12 protein-coding genes are annotated in these 17,144 nt (G+C 66.3%); 5 read left to right on the plus strand and 7 right to left on the minus strand.

Annotated features, from left to right (window positions below; translation table 11 throughout):
• Nucleotides 1-2 precede the first annotated feature (2 nt).
• The gene (locus tag B2246_RS28610) at nucleotides 3-1,247 is read right to left on the minus strand and encodes an efflux RND transporter periplasmic adaptor subunit (RefSeq protein ID WP_286879652.1); all 1,245 of its coding nucleotides are present in this window, start codon (nucleotides 1,245-1,247) and stop codon (nucleotides 3-5) included.
• Between the two features lie 248 nt (nucleotides 1,248-1,495).
• Between B2246_RS28610 and B2246_RS28615 the strand changes: the two genes are divergently transcribed.
• The 3 genes from B2246_RS28615 (at nucleotide 1,496) to B2246_RS28625 (ending at nucleotide 4,423) form a co-directional block, all read left to right on the plus strand.
• The gene (locus tag B2246_RS28615) at nucleotides 1,496-1,780 is read left to right on the plus strand and encodes a helix-turn-helix domain-containing protein (protein ID WP_008651105.1); all 285 of its coding nucleotides are present in this window, start codon (nucleotides 1,496-1,498) and stop codon (nucleotides 1,778-1,780) included.
• A gap of 133 nt (nucleotides 1,781-1,913) precedes the next feature.
• Nucleotides 1,914-3,203: an MASE1 domain-containing protein gene (locus B2246_RS28620; protein WP_008651104.1), complete on the plus strand. Its 1,290-nt coding sequence runs from the start codon at nucleotides 1,914-1,916 to the stop codon at nucleotides 3,201-3,203.
• Complete coding sequence (locus B2246_RS28625) at nucleotides 3,200-4,423, plus strand: alpha/beta fold hydrolase (RefSeq protein ID WP_286879653.1); 1,224 nt, start codon at nucleotides 3,200-3,202, stop codon at nucleotides 4,421-4,423. The genes B2246_RS28620 and B2246_RS28625 overlap by 4 nt, the downstream gene beginning before the upstream one ends.
• Here B2246_RS28625 and B2246_RS28630 read toward each other — a convergent pair.
• The 6 genes from B2246_RS28630 to B2246_RS28655 all read right to left on the minus strand — a co-directional run bounded on the left by B2246_RS28630 (nucleotide 4,420) and on the right by B2246_RS28655 (nucleotide 15,224).
• Nucleotides 4,420-6,723 carry a patatin-like phospholipase family protein gene (locus B2246_RS28630; protein ID WP_186426015.1) on the minus strand — a complete coding sequence of 768 codons (2,304 nt, stop codon included), beginning with the start codon at nucleotides 6,721-6,723 and terminating at the stop codon, nucleotides 4,420-4,422. The genes B2246_RS28625 and B2246_RS28630 overlap by 4 nt on opposite strands.
• A 118-nt stretch (nucleotides 6,724-6,841) precedes the next feature.
• Complete coding sequence (locus B2246_RS28635; RefSeq protein ID WP_186426016.1) at nucleotides 6,842-8,629, minus strand: SulP family inorganic anion transporter; 1,788 nt, start codon at nucleotides 8,627-8,629, stop codon at nucleotides 6,842-6,844.
• 83 nt (nucleotides 8,630-8,712) lie between these two features.
• Nucleotides 8,713-9,645, minus strand: coding sequence for a hydroxymethylglutaryl-CoA lyase (locus tag B2246_RS28640; RefSeq protein WP_017512305.1), 933 nt, complete (start codon nucleotides 9,643-9,645; stop codon nucleotides 8,713-8,715).
• A gap of 201 nt (nucleotides 9,646-9,846) precedes the next feature.
• Nucleotides 9,847-11,886: an acetyl/propionyl/methylcrotonyl-CoA carboxylase subunit alpha gene (locus B2246_RS28645; protein WP_008644510.1), complete on the minus strand. Its 2,040-nt coding sequence runs from the start codon at nucleotides 11,884-11,886 to the stop codon at nucleotides 9,847-9,849.
• A gap of 13 nt (nucleotides 11,887-11,899) precedes the next feature.
• Nucleotides 11,900-13,507: a carboxyl transferase domain-containing protein gene (locus tag B2246_RS28650; RefSeq protein WP_186426018.1), complete on the minus strand. Its 1,608-nt coding sequence runs from the start codon at nucleotides 13,505-13,507 to the stop codon at nucleotides 11,900-11,902.
• Between the two features lie 4 nt (nucleotides 13,508-13,511).
• Complete coding sequence (locus B2246_RS28655; RefSeq protein ID WP_286879654.1) at nucleotides 13,512-15,224, minus strand: AMP-binding protein; 1,713 nt, start codon at nucleotides 15,222-15,224, stop codon at nucleotides 13,512-13,514.
• A gap of 245 nt (nucleotides 15,225-15,469) precedes the next feature.
• Here B2246_RS28655 and B2246_RS28660 point away from each other — a divergent pair, with 245 nt between their 5' ends.
• Nucleotides 15,470-16,216, plus strand: a complete 747-nt coding sequence (locus tag B2246_RS28660; RefSeq protein ID WP_008644507.1) for a TetR/AcrR family transcriptional regulator — start codon at nucleotides 15,470-15,472, stop codon at nucleotides 16,214-16,216.
• Nucleotides 16,217-16,375: 159 nt separating this feature from the next.
• Entirely contained in the window at nucleotides 16,376-17,083 is a 708-nt protein-coding gene (locus tag B2246_RS28665; RefSeq protein ID WP_008644506.1) for a response regulator, read from the plus strand.
• The last annotated feature ends 61 nt before the right edge of the window (nucleotides 17,084-17,144 follow it).

Genomic DNA, 17,144 nt, shown 5'->3' on the forward strand with positions numbered 1-17,144 from the left:
GCTCACTGGCGCGCGGCGGCCGTGGCGCTGGCGGCGACAGCAGGGGGGGTGCCGGCAGTGGATTCGGCGGCCGACCCGCCAGTCGGTGCGGCGCCTGGCCGCGCGGGCGCCTCGGCGATCAACGCGCCGGGCTTGAGCTTGTATTGGCCATCTGCCACCACGCGCTCCCCGGCCTGGACGCCCTTGGCGATCACGGCCCGCGCGCCCTGGAGTTCCGCTACCTCCACCGGCTGCAGCTTCACGGTCTGGTCCGCCTGCACGGCATAGACGTAGGTGCCGGCATCGTTACGTTGCACCGCTGACGCCGGAATGACCACTGCGCGGTCACGCTGGCCCAGCACGAGCCGGGCGTTGACGTACTGGCCCGGCCACAGCAGGTGCTTCGGATTCGGAAAGCGCGCCTTGAGCTGGATGGTGCCGCTGGTGGTGTCGATCGTGTTGTTCAGCAGGATCAGGCCGCCGTGCCCGAGGTCGGCATCGGTGCCGCGCTCGTGGGCGAACACTACCAGTGGCGACTGGCTGGCCTGCATCGCGCGGTTGATGCGGCCGAAGGCGTCGTCGGGTAGCGTGAAGACGACGTCGATCGGGTCGATCTGGCGGATCACGACGAGGCCGGTGGTGTCGGTGGCATGGACGATATTGCCGGGGTCGACCAGCCGGGCGCCGACACGGCCGGAGAGCGGCGCCGTGATGGTCGTGAAATCGAGCTGCACCTTGTCCAGCGCGATCTGCGCTTCGTCATTGCGCACGGCGGCGGCAAGCTGGTCGACCAGCGCGCGCTGGGTGTCGAGTGTCTGGCGCGTGGTCGAGTCGACCTTGATCAGTTCCTCGTAGCGCTTCAGGTCCAGGCGGGCGTTGGCAAGCTGCGCCTCGTCGCGCGCCTTGGTAGCCTGCGCCTGCTGCAATTGCGCCTGGAACGTGCGCGGGTCGATCTGCGCCAGCACCTGACCTTCCTTGACGTCCTGGCCTTCGACGAAGCCAACGCGCTCGAGCTGCCCATCCACGCGTGGCTTGACCGTCACAGTCTGCATGGCCTGGACTGTGCCGACGCCAGTCAGGCCAATGTCCACGTCCTCGCCCTGCGCCGCGGCGGTGGTCACTACGATGGCCGGGTTCGCCTGCGCGGCCTTGGGCGGGAACAGCCATCGTCCCAATGGCCTGGCAACCAGCCAGACCACCACGATGGCGATGACGACGTACAGGGCGATGGCCAATGGCCGCCGGCGGGGAGGAGGCGAAGCAGACATGCGTGACATTGGTCGCTTGACTCGACAAGCATAGTCGGTGGCTGTCATGTGAGATATGACCGCCTTATTACCGTTTATTTCAGGTTCACGATGTGACTCGCGCGTCAAGCCTCGGGCCCTTGCGTGGCCCTCCATCCAATCTCCTATTGCGCTGCCACGATGTGCAGCGTAGAAGATAGGCGGGAGGCCGCAATTCGTGGCCGGCGGCCTGTCACAACAACGAAAGGGTTAGAGAAAAGGGGTAGACCATGGAGACTCAGGAAAGCGCCCTCGTCTTGGCACTGCTGACGGCTCCCGTCCGCGTCACGATCTGCCGCGCCCTGCTCGATGCGGGCGAGGAAGGCATGTCCGCGGCGGAGCTGGCCGAACTGGCCGGCCTGACGCTGCGCCACGCTGCGCACCACTTCCAGGAAATGACCCAGGGCGAGATTCTGGCCCTGGCGATTCGCGACCGCCGCGTCTGTTATACGCTCAAGGCCCGTGTGGCTGTGCGCGAGGCGCTCGGCTACGTCGACGCCAGCGGCATGAATTGACACCGCAGCGGGGTCTCGTCTGACCCTGCTGTGTACAATCCGCCACACTTCTGGCGGCCCAGGTCAACGGCGGGCCTCGTCTTGCCGTTCAGATCATGGTGATAGTCAGTCATACTGAATCGGGAACATCACAGTGAATCTCACCAACCGGGCCGTCACATTGCCGCTCTGGGCAATCCTGTATTTCGTCCTCGGATACTTTTCGCACAAATTCAATGGGCCGTTCACGGCCGCCGGCTACATCTGGCTGCCGGCCGGCGTGACCGTGGCCGCTTTCATGCTGGCGCCGATGCGCCGCTGGCTCGGGCTCGGCCTGGCGTTCCTGGTGGCCCAGATGCTGCTGGGCATGGTGGAAGGGCGCGATGCGTTCCGGATGCTGCTGTTCTCGCTCGACGAGATCGGCTTCGCAGCGCTGGCCGTGGCCGTGATCCATCTGACCAAGTTCTCGCTGGAAGGGCTGGCGTTCCTGCGCGGGTTGCTGCTGGCCGGCGTGATCGCCAGTGTCGGCGGGGCGGTCATCGGCGCGGGCTGGTTCTGGCTGTTCCTTGATGTGCCGTTCTGGGCTACCGCCAAGGTGTGGGCCGCGGCGGACTTCGTCGGGGTGCTGATCGTCACGCCGGTCTTCGCCGGATGGGCGCGTTTTCGCGCCGCGCGTTCGGGCGGCCGCCAGCCCGGCGAGTTCTTCTTCGGCCTGGCCGCGCTGGCATGTGTGCTGGCGACCGCCGCGCTGGTGTTCGACGGCACGCGGCTTGCGCAGCTCTCGCTCGGCGTGGCCTATGCGCTGACCTATATCCCGTTGTTCTTCGTGGCCATCGTGGCGTTGCTGCTGGGTGGGCGTGGCGGATCGGTCGCCGTGGCGTTGCTGACCGTGCTAGTGCTGGTCAATACCGCCCAGGGCGACGGCCCGTTTGCCGAAACCGCGCTGTACCACGGTGACTCTCTGTTGATCGCGCAGCTTTACCTGGCCGTAGCCGCGCTGCTGACGCTGCTGATCAACACGCTGCGAACGGCGCGCGAGCAGACGAACGCGCAGGCCGCCGCACGCCAGAACGACGTGGAACTCGCGCTGGCTGCCAGTGGGCAACTCGTCTACCGACTTGACCCACATAGCGGGCGGCTGCGCTGGAGCGGCAGCGTGGAACGCGCGCTGGGCCTGCACGACTCGGCGTTGTCCACGCTCGACGATGTCCTGGCCCGCGTGCATCCGGACGACCGCGCCGAGGTGCGCCGCCGCTGGTTGCGCGAATGTGATGGCGAGATGCGCGGCGACCTGACGTTCCGGCTCTTGCTGCCGGCGGGCGCCACCACGACGATCGTCGACATGAGTGGCCCGCTGCTCGACGGCGACGATTCCGTCGCGTTGATTGCCGGCGCATGGCGCGTGATCGCCTCCCACGACACGGAAGGGCGGCGCGCAGCATGACAACGCAACAGGCTCCACGCACCGGAGCCCTGCTGATTCACGGATTGGGCGGTACCCAGTACGACCTCGGGCCGATGCACAAGGTGCTGCGCCGCGCGGGCGTGGAGACGCACGCCGTCACGCTGCCCGGTCATGGCGGCGTGCCCGAGGACCTGTTGCCCGTGGTGGCGGAGCAGTGGATGGACGTGGTGACCCAGTCCTACGACGAACTGGTCGGCCAGTACGACACGTTCCATGTCATCGGCATGTGCATGGGAGCGCTGCTCGCGCTGGAACTGGTCGCGCGGCGCCAGCATCGCAAGGGCCAACTGGTGGCGCTGGCTGCCCCGGTCTATATCGATGGTTGGTCCACACCGTCCTACCGCTGGCTGCGGCACGTGGTCTATCACCTGCCGGGGCTGCCCACGCGCATCAAGGTAGAGGAGAACGAGCCGTTCGGCATCAAGAACGACCTGGTGCGCGCCATCGTCAAGGCCAAGTTCGAGCGCGGCGACAACTTCCACTATCGCTGGGTGCCGTTGACCTGCATCCGGCAGGTGGACCGTCTGCGCCGCTGGGTGCTGGACAGCGCGCACCGCGTGCCTTGCCCGACGCTGGTCGTCAACGCGCGCGAGGACGAGCTGACCACGCTGCGCTCGTACGATTTCCTGCTCGGCGCGGTGCCGCAGGTGCGGGGTGTGGTGCTCGAGAACAGCTATCACATGATCTGCGTGGATAACGATCGCGAGCAGGTCATCGCCAGCGTGCTCGAGTTCCTGGGGCTGGAGGCGTCCGCTGGCAGACCCCGCGCGCGTCGGTCCGTGGAGGTGCCGATGGCGGAGGAAGCCGTCGCCACGCTGGTGGGCGAGTATCTCTCCGCGCTGACCACGCGGCATTTCGAGGCCGTCTATCCGCTGCTCGATCCGGTCATCGAATGGCGCCATCTGGGTGAGCACCCGCTGGCAGGGGTCTATGCAGACCGGGATGCCGTGATTGGCTTGTTCCAGCGCGTGGCGCAACTGGCCGGCGATACCGTGCGGATCGAGGTGGCCGGCGCGCCGCGCATCGACGGCCAGACGGTGGAAATCGACATCGCGGCGTCGTACCGGTTCGACGGTCAGCCAATGGATGGCCGTGGCACGCAGACGCTACGGCTGGCCAACGGCCGCATCCGCGCGGTCGAATATCGTCCCGAATCGGCGGCGGACAGCGATGCGCCGCTGGTCCGCCAGGCGGGCTAGAACACGCGGCCCAGCTGCAGGTAGATATTCCACACACCCTGCGGCGCCGCCGCGACGCCAAAGTAGAGCGGGCCGATCACGCTGTTGCCGCCGATGAACAGGCTGGCGCTGGACTTGTAGGGTCCGCTGCCGAAGTTGCGGCGCCTGAGCCAGACGTCGCCCACTTCGAGGCTGGAGCCGAACACCGTTGTGCGCAGCCCCGGCAGCACGAATTCACGCAGATCGTTCAGGTACGTGATGCGGCCGTAGAGCAGGTAGTTGCCCGAGAACTGGTCCGGCGCATAGGCTGACAGGCGCTGGAATCCACCCAGCGTGAATCCCAGCCCGCCACTGACGCTGCCGGAGGTGCGGTGGTCGTTGTAGGTCATCGCCCCCTCGGCCGCCAGGTTCAGCGTATGGCGCCCGTAGCTGCCCGCCCACAGGGCCTTGCCGTGGACGTCGTCGAAGCTGTTGTCCGTGCCGCCGAACGATAGCTGGTTCACCGCATTGAAGTAGTAGCCCTTGCGCGGAAAGAGCGGGTCATCGAGCTGGTCGATCGTCAGTTCCGCCCGCACCACCGGCTGCTGCACCGAGGCACTGAACTTGCCGTTGCTTGCCGCGCCAATCAGATAGTCAGAGTAATAGCGGACCTGCTGATAGTTCGCGCCGACCCGGAACTCGCCCAGCCTGCCGATCGGCAACCCGAGGTCGACGCCTGCCAGCGCCGTGTCCACGCGCACGGCGGTGAGCGGCGTGGTGCTGCGGGTGGGGCTGCTGTCGGGGTAGATGTCGACGTGCTTGCGGCCGTATTCGAGGTATGGCGCGATATAGAAGCCCAGCCGGTCCAGCACCGGTTGGCGAAGCTCCGTGTGCCACTTGGCCTGGGTGCTGCCCAGCACGATGTCGTTGCGCCATTCCAGACCGCTTTGCGTCAGCCACGGATAGCGGTGACCCAGTTGCAGGTTGAACGCGCCCTTGCCGTCGAACGTCGTGGACATGCCGAAGCCGAACAGCAGGAACTGCGGCCCCCATGATTTCTCCTGCGCGTCGATCTTGAGCACGGACCGGCCGTTCTCGGTAACCACATCCTGCGTCACGCTTTCGAAGTTGCCGGTGGTGGAGAGCTGCGAGAGGTCGCGGTTGATCGCTTCGGCGTCATAGGTGTCGCCTTCGCGCGTTCGCAGATACTGCTTGATGTAGGCGGGCGGAATGCGCCCCGAGGCATGGATCTCGATCGCGTCGATGCGCTTGGGCTCGAATCGCGCGCTATGCGTCTCCCGGGCGGCGATGTACTGGTCCCAAGCGTCGGGCGGCAAGGCCAGCGCGGCAAGCCGTGGCGCGATGCCTTCAGCCGCCGTGTAGCCAAGCTGCACGCCACGGCGCGCATTGGAGAAGTCGGTGAACGACAGATCGCCGAGATCGGGTTCCAGCAGCACATCCCGCTGCCCCAGCAATGCCTTTTGCGCGGCGAGGTTCTGGTTCATCAGGATCGTCACCATCTGCTGGGTGACGGCCGCTGGCGAATCGAGGTTGGAGGGGTCGTCGAGTGGCGAGGCCACATTGACCGCGATGACGATATCGGCGCCCATGTCGCGCGCCATCTGCACAGGCAGGTTGCTGACCAGGCCACCGTCCACCAGCGTGCGCCCATCCACCTTGAACGGCGCGAACAGGCCCGGCACGGCCGCGCTGGCGCGGATCGCACGCGGCAACGACCCTTTCTCGAGCACCACGGGCGCACCCGAGCTGAGGTCCGTGGCGATGGTGCGGAATGGAATGGGCAGTTTGTCGAAATCGATATCGCCGGGCCACGGCGCCGTCCAGTCCTGCAGCAGTGCCAGCAGCCGGTTGCCCTGCACCAGCCCGCCGGGCAGCTTGACCTTGCCGTCGCCATAGCCGACCGAGAGGCCGATCGGGTATTCGAAACTGTCCTCGCGCAGCGTCTGCGGCAGGTGCGCGCGTTCGTTACGGTCGAAGACGATGTCGCTCAGGTTGATCTGCGACAGCCGGGTGTCGAGTTCGTTTGCCGGAATCCCGCTCGCATACAGTCCGCCGACCACCGCCCCCATGCTGGTCGCCGCAATGCAATCGATTGGCACGTGCATCTGTTCCAGTGCCTTGAGCACGCCAATGTGGGCATAACCGCGCGCGCCGCCGCCGGACAGCACCAGGCCGATGCGCGGTCGTGCGGCATCGGCGGCGGAGGTGTGGCTGGCGCTGCACTCGGCGTAAGCCTGCTGGAACAGGCCCGCAATGAGCAGGCAAAACAAGGGCAGCCAGCGCAGCGGTGCGCAGCGCGGCCCGGAAACGAGTCTCGACATGATGGCGGTGCCGGGAGGGGAACGATCGGCAGCGCCGGGCGGAGGTAGGCCGCGAATACGTCGCGATGCCTCCGTCTGGCGCCGACAGGGCGGACGGGGAAATCCACCAGGCAGGAGTTTAACCGGGTGGGCGGGACTCGGGCGGCGGCGTGCCTGGCTGTGTCACGGGCCCCCACACGGCATCGGCGTGTTCCGTCTGGAACCGGACCGCGGCCAGGTCCATCGTGAAGAACATCCGCTCATGCGTCAGGGTCTGGCCCAGCGCCGAGCGCCGGACCATGTCTAGGACGTCGGGATTCATCCCGATCAGCCAGAGCATGACGCCATCCTCCTCGCGCAGCACTCGTTCGGCATCGGTCAGCATGTGCAGTGCCGTGTACTCCATGTCAGAGACCGCGGTCAGGTCGAGCGCGACCACCTTCGGCTTGTCGTGCAGGATCATTGGCCGAAGTTTGTGACCGATACGCCGCGCGTTGACGAAGTAGACGCGCCCCTCGGGCCGCAGCATCAGCAGGCCGGGCACGGTCTCGTCGTGCGGGTGTGCGTCCGATTGCGGACGGAATACGTTGGTGCCGGGCTTGCGCGCCAGCTTGTAGACCGGCGGATCGGAGGTCTGATAGGCCAGGGCCAGCATCGATACGACGATCGCCACGACGATGCCTTGCAGCGTGCCCAGGGCCACCACGCCAGCCAGGGCGACCAGCGCCCAGATGAACTCGGTGCGGCGGATGCCGAGGATCGCCAGAAATTCGGCGGGTTTGATCAGAGAGACGGAGTAGACGATGACCACCGCGGCCAGCGTGGCTTCCGGCAAACGGCCGACCAGCGGGGCGAGCAGCAGCATCGTGCCAAGCGAGGCCAGCGCGGTGACCAGGCCGGCCAGTTGCGAGCGCGCCCCCGAGAGCCGGTTGACGGCGGTCTGCGTTGTGCCGCCGCCGGCGGCCATCGCGCCGAGGAACGCGCCGCCGAGGTTGGCCAGTCCGGTGGCCGTCAACTCGCGGTTCGCGGCAGGCGCGTGCTCGCCAACCTGGGTGAACGCGCGCCCCGCGGCGATGGTTTCCGTGAAGCTCATCAGCGCGATACCCAGCGCTTCGGGCCACAGCCGTTCCATCATCGTCGGGTCAGGCACGGTGACCGGCGGCAGGCCGGTTGGCACCGCGCCGACGATGGCTACCCCATGCGCGGTCAGATTCAGCAGCCATACGCCGATGATGCCCACGGCCACCGCGATCAATGGCGCCGGGGCACGTGGAAACCGGTGCTCCATGCCCAACAGCAGCAGGACCATAAGGATGCCGACCGCGGCCGTGGCGACGGATGCGTGCGGAATGTTCTGGATGATCGCCAGCACGTTGTGGAAAAACGGGCCTTTCGGGAAATGCATCCCGAGCAGTTTCGGGATCTGGTCCACCACGATGACCAGCCCGATGCCCGCCTTGAAGCCGATCAGTACCGGCTCGGAGATGAAGTCGGCCACGAAGCCCAGCCTCAACAGCCGGGCCACCAGCAGCACGGCGCCGACCAGGAAGGTCAGCGTGGCCGAGGCCGTGATCAGCGTTTCGGCGCTGGGCGATGGGCCCACATGCCGGAATGCGGCGGCCACGAGGATTGCCAGTGTCGTGGTGGTGCTGACGCTAAGCGTGCGCGAACTGCCGAGCAGCGCGTAGATCAGCATCGGGGCGAACACGGTGTACAGGCCGACCTCGACAGGCAGGCCCGCGATGGTGGCGTAGGCCAGGGCCTTGGGGATGACCACGGCGGCGGCGGTCAGCCCGGCAATGACGTCGGGCGCCAGCCATTCCTTCCGGTACGTCAGCAGCCACCCGGGGATGGGCAGCGTGGCGGCGCCAGATGACTGGCGCCTGGACAGCAGGGGGCAGGGGTGCGGCCGCCGTTGTCGTCTCATGGTTCTGTTTCCGAGCGGACTTCACAGAACCTGAGTCTAGGCGCGATCACGGCCGCCGCAAGGACGGCGTGTCAGTGGTCAGGTTACGCGCAGGTCGCCTCGCCCGCCTGAGAGGCCCACTTCGTCAGCAACGCCCGGCCAACGCGCGAGCTGTTGGCGCGGCCGATGGCCTGCGAGATGAAATCGCCGGCACGCACCACGTCATCGAGTTCGATGCCGGTGTGCAGGCCCATGCCGTGCAGCATGTACAGCACGTCTTCGGTGGCCACGTTGCCGGTGGCGCCTTTCGCGTAGGGGCAGCCACCCAGGCCGGCCACGGACGCGTGGAAGATGGCGATGCCGACCTCCAGACTGGCCAGGATGTTCGACAGCGCCTGGCCGTAGGTGTCATGGAAATGGCCGGACAGGCGGTCGATCGAAAACTCGGCCGCTGCGGCGCGCATGACTTCCTGCACCCGGGTAGGCGTGCCCACACCGATCGTGTCGGCGATGTCGATCTCGTCGCAGCCGAGTTCGCGCAGGCGGCGCACGACGTCCACCACGGCATGCACCGATACCTCGCCCTGGTACGGGCAGCCGAGCGCGCACGAGATGCTGCCGCGCAGCCGCACGCCGGCTTCCTTCGCGGCAGCAGCCACCGGTTCGAAGCGGGCGATCGACTCGGCGATCGAGCAGTTGATGTTCTTCTGCGAGAAGGCCTCGCTGGCCGCGCCGAAGATCACCACCTCGTCGGCACCGGCGGCGACGGCGCCCTCGAAGCCCTTCATGTTCGGCGTCAGCACCGAGTACAGCGTGCCGGGGCGCCGCGTAATGCGGGCCATCACGTCGGCGCCGTCAGCCATCTGCGGCACCCACTTCGGCGAGACGAACGATGCGGCCTCGATGTTGACGAAGCCCGCGTCGGTCAGCCGGTTGATCAGCGCCACCTTGACGTCGGTGGGCACCATCGCCTTTTCGTTCTGCAGCCCGTCGCGCGGGCCGACTTCGACGATCTTTACGTATTGGGGGATTGTCATGGGGGTCTCCAGAGCCTGTTTGTCACGCCAGGCCGATGTGATGCGCTGCCCCTCTCCCGCACAGCGGGGGAGGGGAGCCAAAACAGTTATAAGCCATTTCAAAACGATTCTGGCGTCGTTGCAGGGCCTTGCGGTACGACTTGTACTGTCTGCGGCCCCGCGTCTAGCCAGAACCGCTTCGCTTCATGTTGAAACAGCGTCTTAGGCCGCTGCCTCCGCCAAGGCGAATGCCAGCAGTTGCGCGCCCTCGCTCACCTGTTCGCCCACGCCGTAGAGCACCTCGCTCACCACGCCATCGGCCGGCGCGGTGATCGTGTGTTCCATCTTCATCGCTTCCATCACCAGCAGCGGCGTGCCGCGCGTGACCTTGCTGCCGGCCTCGACCATCACGGCGATCACCTTGCCCGGCATCGGCGCGGTCAGCTTGCCGCCTTCGCCTTCACTCTCGCTGGCGTGCGCAAGCGGGTCGAGCCACTCCAGCACCGTATGGCGGCCGTCGTGGAAGACGTGGAACGTGTCGCCTTCCACGTGCACCTGGCCGTGCGTGCGGCGCGTGCCAAGGTCGACGCGGATATCGTCGGCATTGAACGTGTACGCGAACGGCGCGGCCTGGTCGGCGTAGATCAGTGTGTTCTTGCTGGTGTCGCTGGCGTTGCCCTTCAGCACGGCCTCGAGCTTGTGGCCGCCGCCGTGGAAGTGCAACGTGCGCACGTCGCGGCCGTTCAGTCGCCAGCCGCCCGCGTGGGTCCACGGCGAGTGGCGGTCCGCCTCGTCGATGCGGCGTGTGCGCGTCTCGCGTTCGAGCAGTGCCGCCATCGCCAGCGCGATCGCTTCGATGCCAGCCGTCTTCTGCGGCGGGAACAGTACTGTCTGGTTGCGTTCGATCAGGCCGGTGTCGAGGTCGGCGGTACGGAAAGCCTCCGATTTCACCAGCCGCTGCAGGAAGGCGACGTTGGTCGACAGCCCCACCACGTGATACCCGGCCAGTGCCTGGGCCATGCGCGCCAGTGCCTGGTCGCGGTCGCGGCCCCAGACGATCAGCTTGGCGATCATCGGGTCGTAGTACGGGCTGATCGTGTCGCCTTCGCGCACTCCCGCGTCGATGCGGACCGCAGCCGGTGCGTTGGCATCGCCGCCGCGCATGAACTGCACCGCGGGCGGCGTGCGCAGGAAGCGCAGCGTGCCCGTGGACGGCAGGAACTGCTTGTCTGGGTTCTCGGCGTAGATGCGCGCTTCCAGCGAATGACCGTGGATGGCCAGTTGCTCCTGCGCCAGCGGCAGCGCCTCGCCGGCCGCGACGCGCAGTTGCCACTCCACCAGATCCTGGCCGGTGATCATCTCGGTGACCGGATGCTCCACCTGCAGGCGCGTGTTCATCTCCATGAAGTAGAACGAGCCGTCCTGGTTGGCGATGAACTCGACGGTGCCCGCACCCACGTAACCCACCGCGCGCGCCGCGGCCACCGCCGCCTCGCCCATCGCGCGGCGGCGTTCCTCGGTCATGCCTGGCGCTGGCGCTTCTTCCAGCACCTTCTGGTGGCGACGTTGCACCGAGCAGTCACGCTCGAACAGGTAGACGCAGTTGCCGTGCGAATCGGCAAAGACCTGGATCTCGATATGGCGCGGCCGGGTCAGGTATTTCTCCACCAGCACCTTGTCGTCGCCAAAGCTGGCCGACGCCTCGCGCTTCACCGAGGCCAGCGCGGCGTCGAAGCCATCACCAGCTTCCACCACGCGCATGCCCTTGCCGCCACCGCCCGCGCTGGCCTTGAGCAGCACCGGGTAGCCGATACGGTCGGCCTCGCGCCGCAGCAGGGCGGCGTCCTGGTCTTCGCCGTGATAGCCGGGCACCAGCGGTACCGCGGCCTTTTCCATCAGTTGCTTGGCGGCGCTCTTGCTGCCCATCGCGTGGATTGCAGAGGCCGGCGGGCCGATGAACACGAGGCCGGCTTCGGCGCAGGCGCGCGCGAAGTCCTCGTTCTCGGACAGGAAGCCGTAGCCAGGGTGGATCGCCTGGGCGCCGGTCTCCTTCGCCATTTCGATGATGTGGTCCGCGCGCAGGTAGCTGTCCCGCGCGGCGGCGCCACCAATATGCACGGCCTCGTCGCAGAAGGCGACGTGTCGCGCGTTGGCGTCGGCGTCGGAGTAGACGGCCACGGTGCGGATGCCGAGGCGGCGGCAGGTGGCCGCCACACGGCAGGCGATCTCGCCACGGTTCGCAATCAGGATCTTCGTGAACATTATTGTTTTCCCCTTACATGCGGAACACGCCGAACTTCATGTCGCCAATCGGGGCGTTGAGGCTGGCGGACAGGCCCAGGCCGAGCACGGTGCGCGTCTGCGCGGGATCGATGACGCCATCGTCCCAGAGCCGCGCGCTGGCGTAGTACGGATGTCCCTGCAGTTCGTACTGGTCGCGGATCGGTGCCTTGAAGGCTTCTTCCTCCTGCGGGCTCCACTGGCCGCCCTTGGTCTCGATGCCATCGCGGCGCACCGTCGCCAGCACACTGGCGGCCTGCTCGCCGCCCATCACGGAGATCCGCGCGTTCGGCCACATCCACAGGAAGCGCGGCGAATACGCGCGTCCGCACATGCCGTAGTTGCCCGCACCGAACGAGCCGCCGATGATCACCGTGAACTTCGGCACTTGTGCCGTGGCCACCGCCGTCACCATCTTGGCGCCATTGCGCGCGATGCCCTCGTTCTCGTACTTGCGGCCGACCATGAAGCCGGTGATGTTCTGCAGGAACACCAGCGGGATCTTGCGCTGGCAGCACAGCTCGATGAAGTGTGAACCCTTCAGCGCCGACTCCGAGAACAGGATGCCGTTGTTGGCGACGATGCCGACCGGGTAGCCCCAGATCCGCGCGAAGCCGCAGACCAGCGTGGTGCCGTAGCGGGCCTTGAATTCGTCAAACTCGGAGCCGTCGACAATGCGGGCGATGACCTCGCGCACGTCGTACGGCTTGCGCGTGTCGGTCGGGATCACGCCGTACAGTTCTTCGGGCGGATACAGCGGCTCGGCCGGCTCGTGCAGGCGGATCTGATCCGGCTTGCGGCGGTTCAGGTGCTGCACGATATTGCGCGCCAGCGAGAGCGCGTGATGATCGTTCTGCGCGAAGTAGTCCGCCACGCCCGAGAGGCGGGTATGCACGTCGGCGCCGCCCAGGTCCTCGGCGGTCACTTCCTCGCCGGTGGCTGCCTTCACCAGCGGCGGGCCGCCCAGGAAGATCGTGCCCTGGTTCTTGACGATGATCGACTCGTCGCTCATCGCCGGCACATACGCGCCGCCGGCCGTGCACGAGCCCATCACCACGGCGATCTGCGGAATGCCTTGCGCCGACAGGTTGGCCTGGTTGTAGAAGATGCGGCCAAAGTGGTCGCGGTCGGGGAACACCTCGTCCTGGTTCGGCAGGTTCGCGCCGCCGGAATCCACCAGGTAGATGCATGGCAGGTTGTTCTGCTCGGCGATCTCCTGCGCGCGTACGTGTTTCTTGACCGTCATCGGGTAGTACGTGCCGCCCTTGACCGTGGCGTCGTTGCAGACGATCACGCATTCCTGGCCTGCCACGCGACCGATGCCGGTGATGATGCCCGCGCCGGGCGCCGCATCGTCGTACATGCCGTACGCGGCCAGTTGCGACAGTTCCAGGAACGGCGTGCCCGGGTCGAGCAGTTGCTGCACCCGGTCGCGCGGCAGCAGCTTGCCGCGCGACAGGTGCTTGTCGCGCGCGGCCTCGCCACCGCCTTCGGCCAGCTTCGTGATCTTCTGCCGGAGATCGGCCACGAGCGCCTGCATCGTCTCCGCATTGGCCTTGAAGGACTCCGAGCGGGCGTTGAGTTTGGTTTCTATGGTTGGCATGGCTTCACTTGGCCTTGGGGCTGATTCCGAGTTCCTGGGTCATCTGGTCCCGCATGACGAACTTCTGCACCTTGCCGGTGATCGTCATGGGCATCTCGTCTACAAAGCGAATGTAACGGGGGATCTTGTAGTGGGCAATCTGGTCGCGGCAGTAATTCCGGATTTCCTCGTCGGTGGCGCTCTGACCCGGCTTCAGGACGATCCAGGCGCAGACTTCCTCGCCGTACTTCTCGTCGGGCACACCGAAGACCTGCACGGACTGGACTTTCGGGTGCCGGAACAGGAATTCCTCGATCTCGCGCGGGTAGACGTTCTCGCCGCCACGGATCAGCATGTCCTTCACGCGGCCGACGATGTTGCAGTAGCCCTCTTCGTCGATCGTGGCCAGGTCGCCGGTGTGCATCCAGCCGTCGCGGATTGCCTCGCGCGTGCGTTCCTCGTCGTCCCAGTAGCCAAGCATCACCGAGTAGCCGCGCGTGCAGAGTTCACCGGTGGCGCCGATGGGCAGCGTCTGGCCATCCACGTCGACTACCTTGCATTCGAGGTGAGGCTGCACGCGGCCGACCGTCGACACCCGCTTGTCGATCGGATCGTCGGTGGCGCTCTGGAACGACACCGGGCTGGTTTCGGTCATGCCATAGGCGATGGTGATCTCGGCCAGGTGCATGTCCGCCATGACGCGCTTCATGACTTCCACCGGGCAGGGCGCGCCGGCCATGATGCCGGTGCGCAGGCTGGAAAAGTCGTACTTCGAGAAGTCGGGGTCGTCGAGTTGCGCGATGAACATGGTCGGCACGCCATGCAGGGCCGTGCAGCGTTCCTCGCTGACGGCGGCCATCGTGGCGCCCGGGTGGAATGCCTCGCCCGGGAACACCATGCTGGCCCCGGTGGACACGCAGGCCAGCACGCCCAGCACCATGCCGAAGCAGTGGTAGAACGGCACCGGAATGCAGAGCTTGTCCTGTTCGGAAAAGCGCATCGCGCCCGCGATCGAACGGCCGTTGTTGACGATGTTGCGGTGCGTGAGCGTGGCGCCCTTGGGCGCGCCGGTGGTGCCGCTGGTGAACTGGATATTGATGGGGTCGCGCGCGTCGAGTCCGGCGGTGATCTCGTCGAGCGCAGTCTTTGGCACGTTTGCGCCGCGCGCCAGCAATTCGCGGAAGGTCAGCATGCCGGGCGTCGGCACGTCTTCCATGCGGATAACCCAGCGCAGCAGCGGCAGCCGGGCGGCGTACAGCGCGCCCGGTTCGGCTTTGGCCAACTCGGGGGCCAGTGTTGCCAGCATGTCCAGGTAGCGCGAGGTCTTGAATGCTTCCGGCGCGATGATCGCCTTGCAGCCAACCTTGTTCAGCGCGTATTCGAGTTCCGCAAGGCGGTACGCCGGGTTGATGTTGACCATGACCAGGCCAACCCGGGCCGTTGCAAACTGCGTCAGCAGCCACTCGAAGCGGTTAGGGGACCAGATGCCGACCCGGTCGCCCTTGCGCAGGCCCAGCGCGTGGAGGCCGGCGGCCATCCTGTCCACTTCGGCGCTGAATTCATTCCAGGTCCAGCGGATGTTCTGCTCCCGGAATACCACCGCCGGCCGGCTGCCATGGAGCGCAGCAGTGTTCGCCAGCAGCGCAGGCACCGTCAGTTCGCTGAGTGGTGGGGTGTCGGCCCCTTTCACGTAAGACAGCCCCCCAATGGGCAGGGAGGTTCCCGGTTGCATCGCCATACCTGTCTCCTGTCGCGGCCGGATCGCCGTGAATTGAGTAATACTCAATCTCAGGAAATCAAGCCTATTGAGCGTTATATTAGGAATACGATGCGGAGACTGTATACTCTGCTGAGTCAAAGGGCAAACGAAATTTGAGTGGTATTCAACTTTCGGGCGAACGCGGTCGGACAGGCGTGCCGAGCGCCGCTCGCGCCCTATAATTCCGGGCCATCACCGTTCAGGTTACGCAACAGGGACCGCAAATGCAGCAGATCGTGAATCAGCGTCGTATCCCGGCAGGCGCCAAGGCGGAGCAGCGTATTCGCGACATCCTGCGCGTGGGCCGCGAAGTGTTCTCGGCGCTTGGCTACGAGCGGGCGACCACGACCGAGATCGCGCAGCGCCTGGGGATTTCCGAGGGCACGATCTTCACGTACTTCCACAGCAAGCGGGACCTGTGTGTCCGCGTGATCCAGGACTGGTACGACGAGATCATCGCGGCGATGGAGGGCGGCATGCCGCGCGAGGGCACCGCCCGGGCGCAACTGGAGTTCTTTATCGGCACGCACCTGCGGCTGTTCCTGATCCATGGCACCGGCCTGTGCGCGCTGGTGCTGTCGGAAGGGCGCGCCAAGGGGCAGGGGCTCGACGAGGTGTTCGTGCCGTTGCAACGGCGCTACACGGCGCCGCTGATGGCGCTGCTGGCTGCCGCGCAGGCGGGTGGGGAGATCCGGGCCGACATGCCGTTGCGGCTGATGCGTTCGGCCATCCTGGGCCCGATGGAGCACATTCTCTGGGATGCCATCGTGAGCGGCCGCCCGGTCGACATTGACCGCACCACGCAAGACATGATCGCCCTGCTGTGGCCCGCGCTGCAGCCGCAGAACCTGCATGCCGCCGCGCTGGGGCAGTTCTATGGCGAGGTCAGCGCGGCGCTGGCGCGGGTGCAGGCGGCGGGCGGGGCGGCGGGCTCCGCTGAAGGCCCCGCCGAGGGTTCCGAAGCCTCTTGACGCCGCATCGCCGGTATCCCCGGCTACCTGTAATCGGGGATGCCACATACGGCCCGTTTCTGGCAGGCTGGCATGACCTCGTCCGGAATCGTCCGGGCGTTCGCCAAGCCCGGCGGTAGTACGGCTACACTCAGGCCGCGCCCCCACCACTGTCACCCCATGATCCAACCCTTGCCCGACACGGCTGAATCGGTATTGCCAGCGCCCCTGCTGGTCGTTGAAGACGAGCCGCCGATGCAGTCCAGGCTACGCACGATCCTGGCCGCACTGGGTTATAGCGACGACGCCATATGGTTTGCCGGCAGCCTCGAGGCTGCCAACACGTTGCTGGCCACGCAGCCGTTCGCCATGGCGCTGGTTGACGTGGGGTTGCCCGACGGCAACGGTATCGACCTCATTCGGGTGATGCACGAGCAAGACCCGGCCTTGCCAATTTTGGTAATCTCCACGTGGAATACGGAACGGGTCATCGTAAGCGCGCTGCAGGCCGGTGCTACCGGCTACCTGCTCAAGGAGCGCGACGACGTCGAGATCATCCTGTCGATTCGCAGCGCGCTGCGGGGTGGTGCGCCGATCGACCCCTTCGTGGCCAGGCGCATTCTCGATCTGGCTGGCAAGATGGCGCCGCTGGCTGGCGGCGCGGAAGTCCAGGCCGAGCCAATGGTCGGTGCGTCGCCACTGAGCGCGCGAGAAATAGAAATCCTCTCGCTGGTAAGCAAGGGTCTGACCAATCGGGAAATTGCGGAGGTGCTGTCCTTATCAAAGTTGACGGTCGAATGCCATATCAGAAACACATACAAGAAACTGGCAGTTCACTCCCGCACCCAGGCAGTCTTCGAGGCGCGTGCCTCTGGCTTATTGCGCTGATCTGCGGCGTCATGCTGCTTGCCGGCGCAGCCAGCGCCCGGGCGCAATCGGAGGCCGTCAC

The sequence above is a fragment of the Cupriavidus sp. UBA2010 genome (assembly GCF_002335265.1).
Taxonomy (GTDB): domain Bacteria; phylum Pseudomonadota; class Gammaproteobacteria; order Burkholderiales; family Burkholderiaceae; genus Cupriavidus; species Cupriavidus metallidurans.

Bases quoted from the DNA above. Each gene is read 5' to 3' on its own strand.
- B2246_RS28660 (WP_008644507.1), top strand. From the start codon at position 15,470: ATGCAGCAGATCGTGAATCAGCGTCGTATCCCGGCAGGCGCCAAGGCG.
- B2246_RS28615 (WP_008651105.1), top strand. From the start codon at position 1,496: ATGGAGACTCAGGAAAGCGCCCTCGTCTTGGCACTGCTGACGGCTCCC.
- B2246_RS28645 (WP_008644510.1), bottom strand. From the start codon at position 11,886: ATGTTCACGAAGATCCTGATTGCGAACCGTGGCGAGATCGCCTGCCGT.
- B2246_RS28610 (WP_286879652.1), bottom strand. From the start codon at position 1,247: ATGTCTGCTTCGCCTCCTCCCCGCCGGCGGCCATTGGCCATCGCCCTG.
- B2246_RS28635 (WP_186426016.1), bottom strand. From the start codon at position 8,629: ATGAGACGACAACGGCGGCCGCACCCCTGCCCCCTGCTGTCCAGGCGC.
- B2246_RS28655 (WP_286879654.1), bottom strand. From the start codon at position 15,224: ATGGCGATGCAACCGGGAACCTCCCTGCCCATTGGGGGGCTGTCTTAC.
- B2246_RS28665 (WP_008644506.1), top strand. From the start codon at position 16,376: ATGATCCAACCCTTGCCCGACACGGCTGAATCGGTATTGCCAGCGCCC.
- B2246_RS28630 (WP_186426015.1), bottom strand. From the start codon at position 6,723: ATGTCGAGACTCGTTTCCGGGCCGCGCTGCGCACCGCTGCGCTGGCTG.
- B2246_RS28650 (WP_186426018.1), bottom strand. From the start codon at position 13,507: ATGCCAACCATAGAAACCAAACTCAACGCCCGCTCGGAGTCCTTCAAG.
- B2246_RS28625 (WP_286879653.1), top strand. From the start codon at position 3,200: ATGACAACGCAACAGGCTCCACGCACCGGAGCCCTGCTGATTCACGGA.
- B2246_RS28640 (WP_017512305.1), bottom strand. From the start codon at position 9,645: ATGACAATCCCCCAATACGTAAAGATCGTCGAAGTCGGCCCGCGCGAC.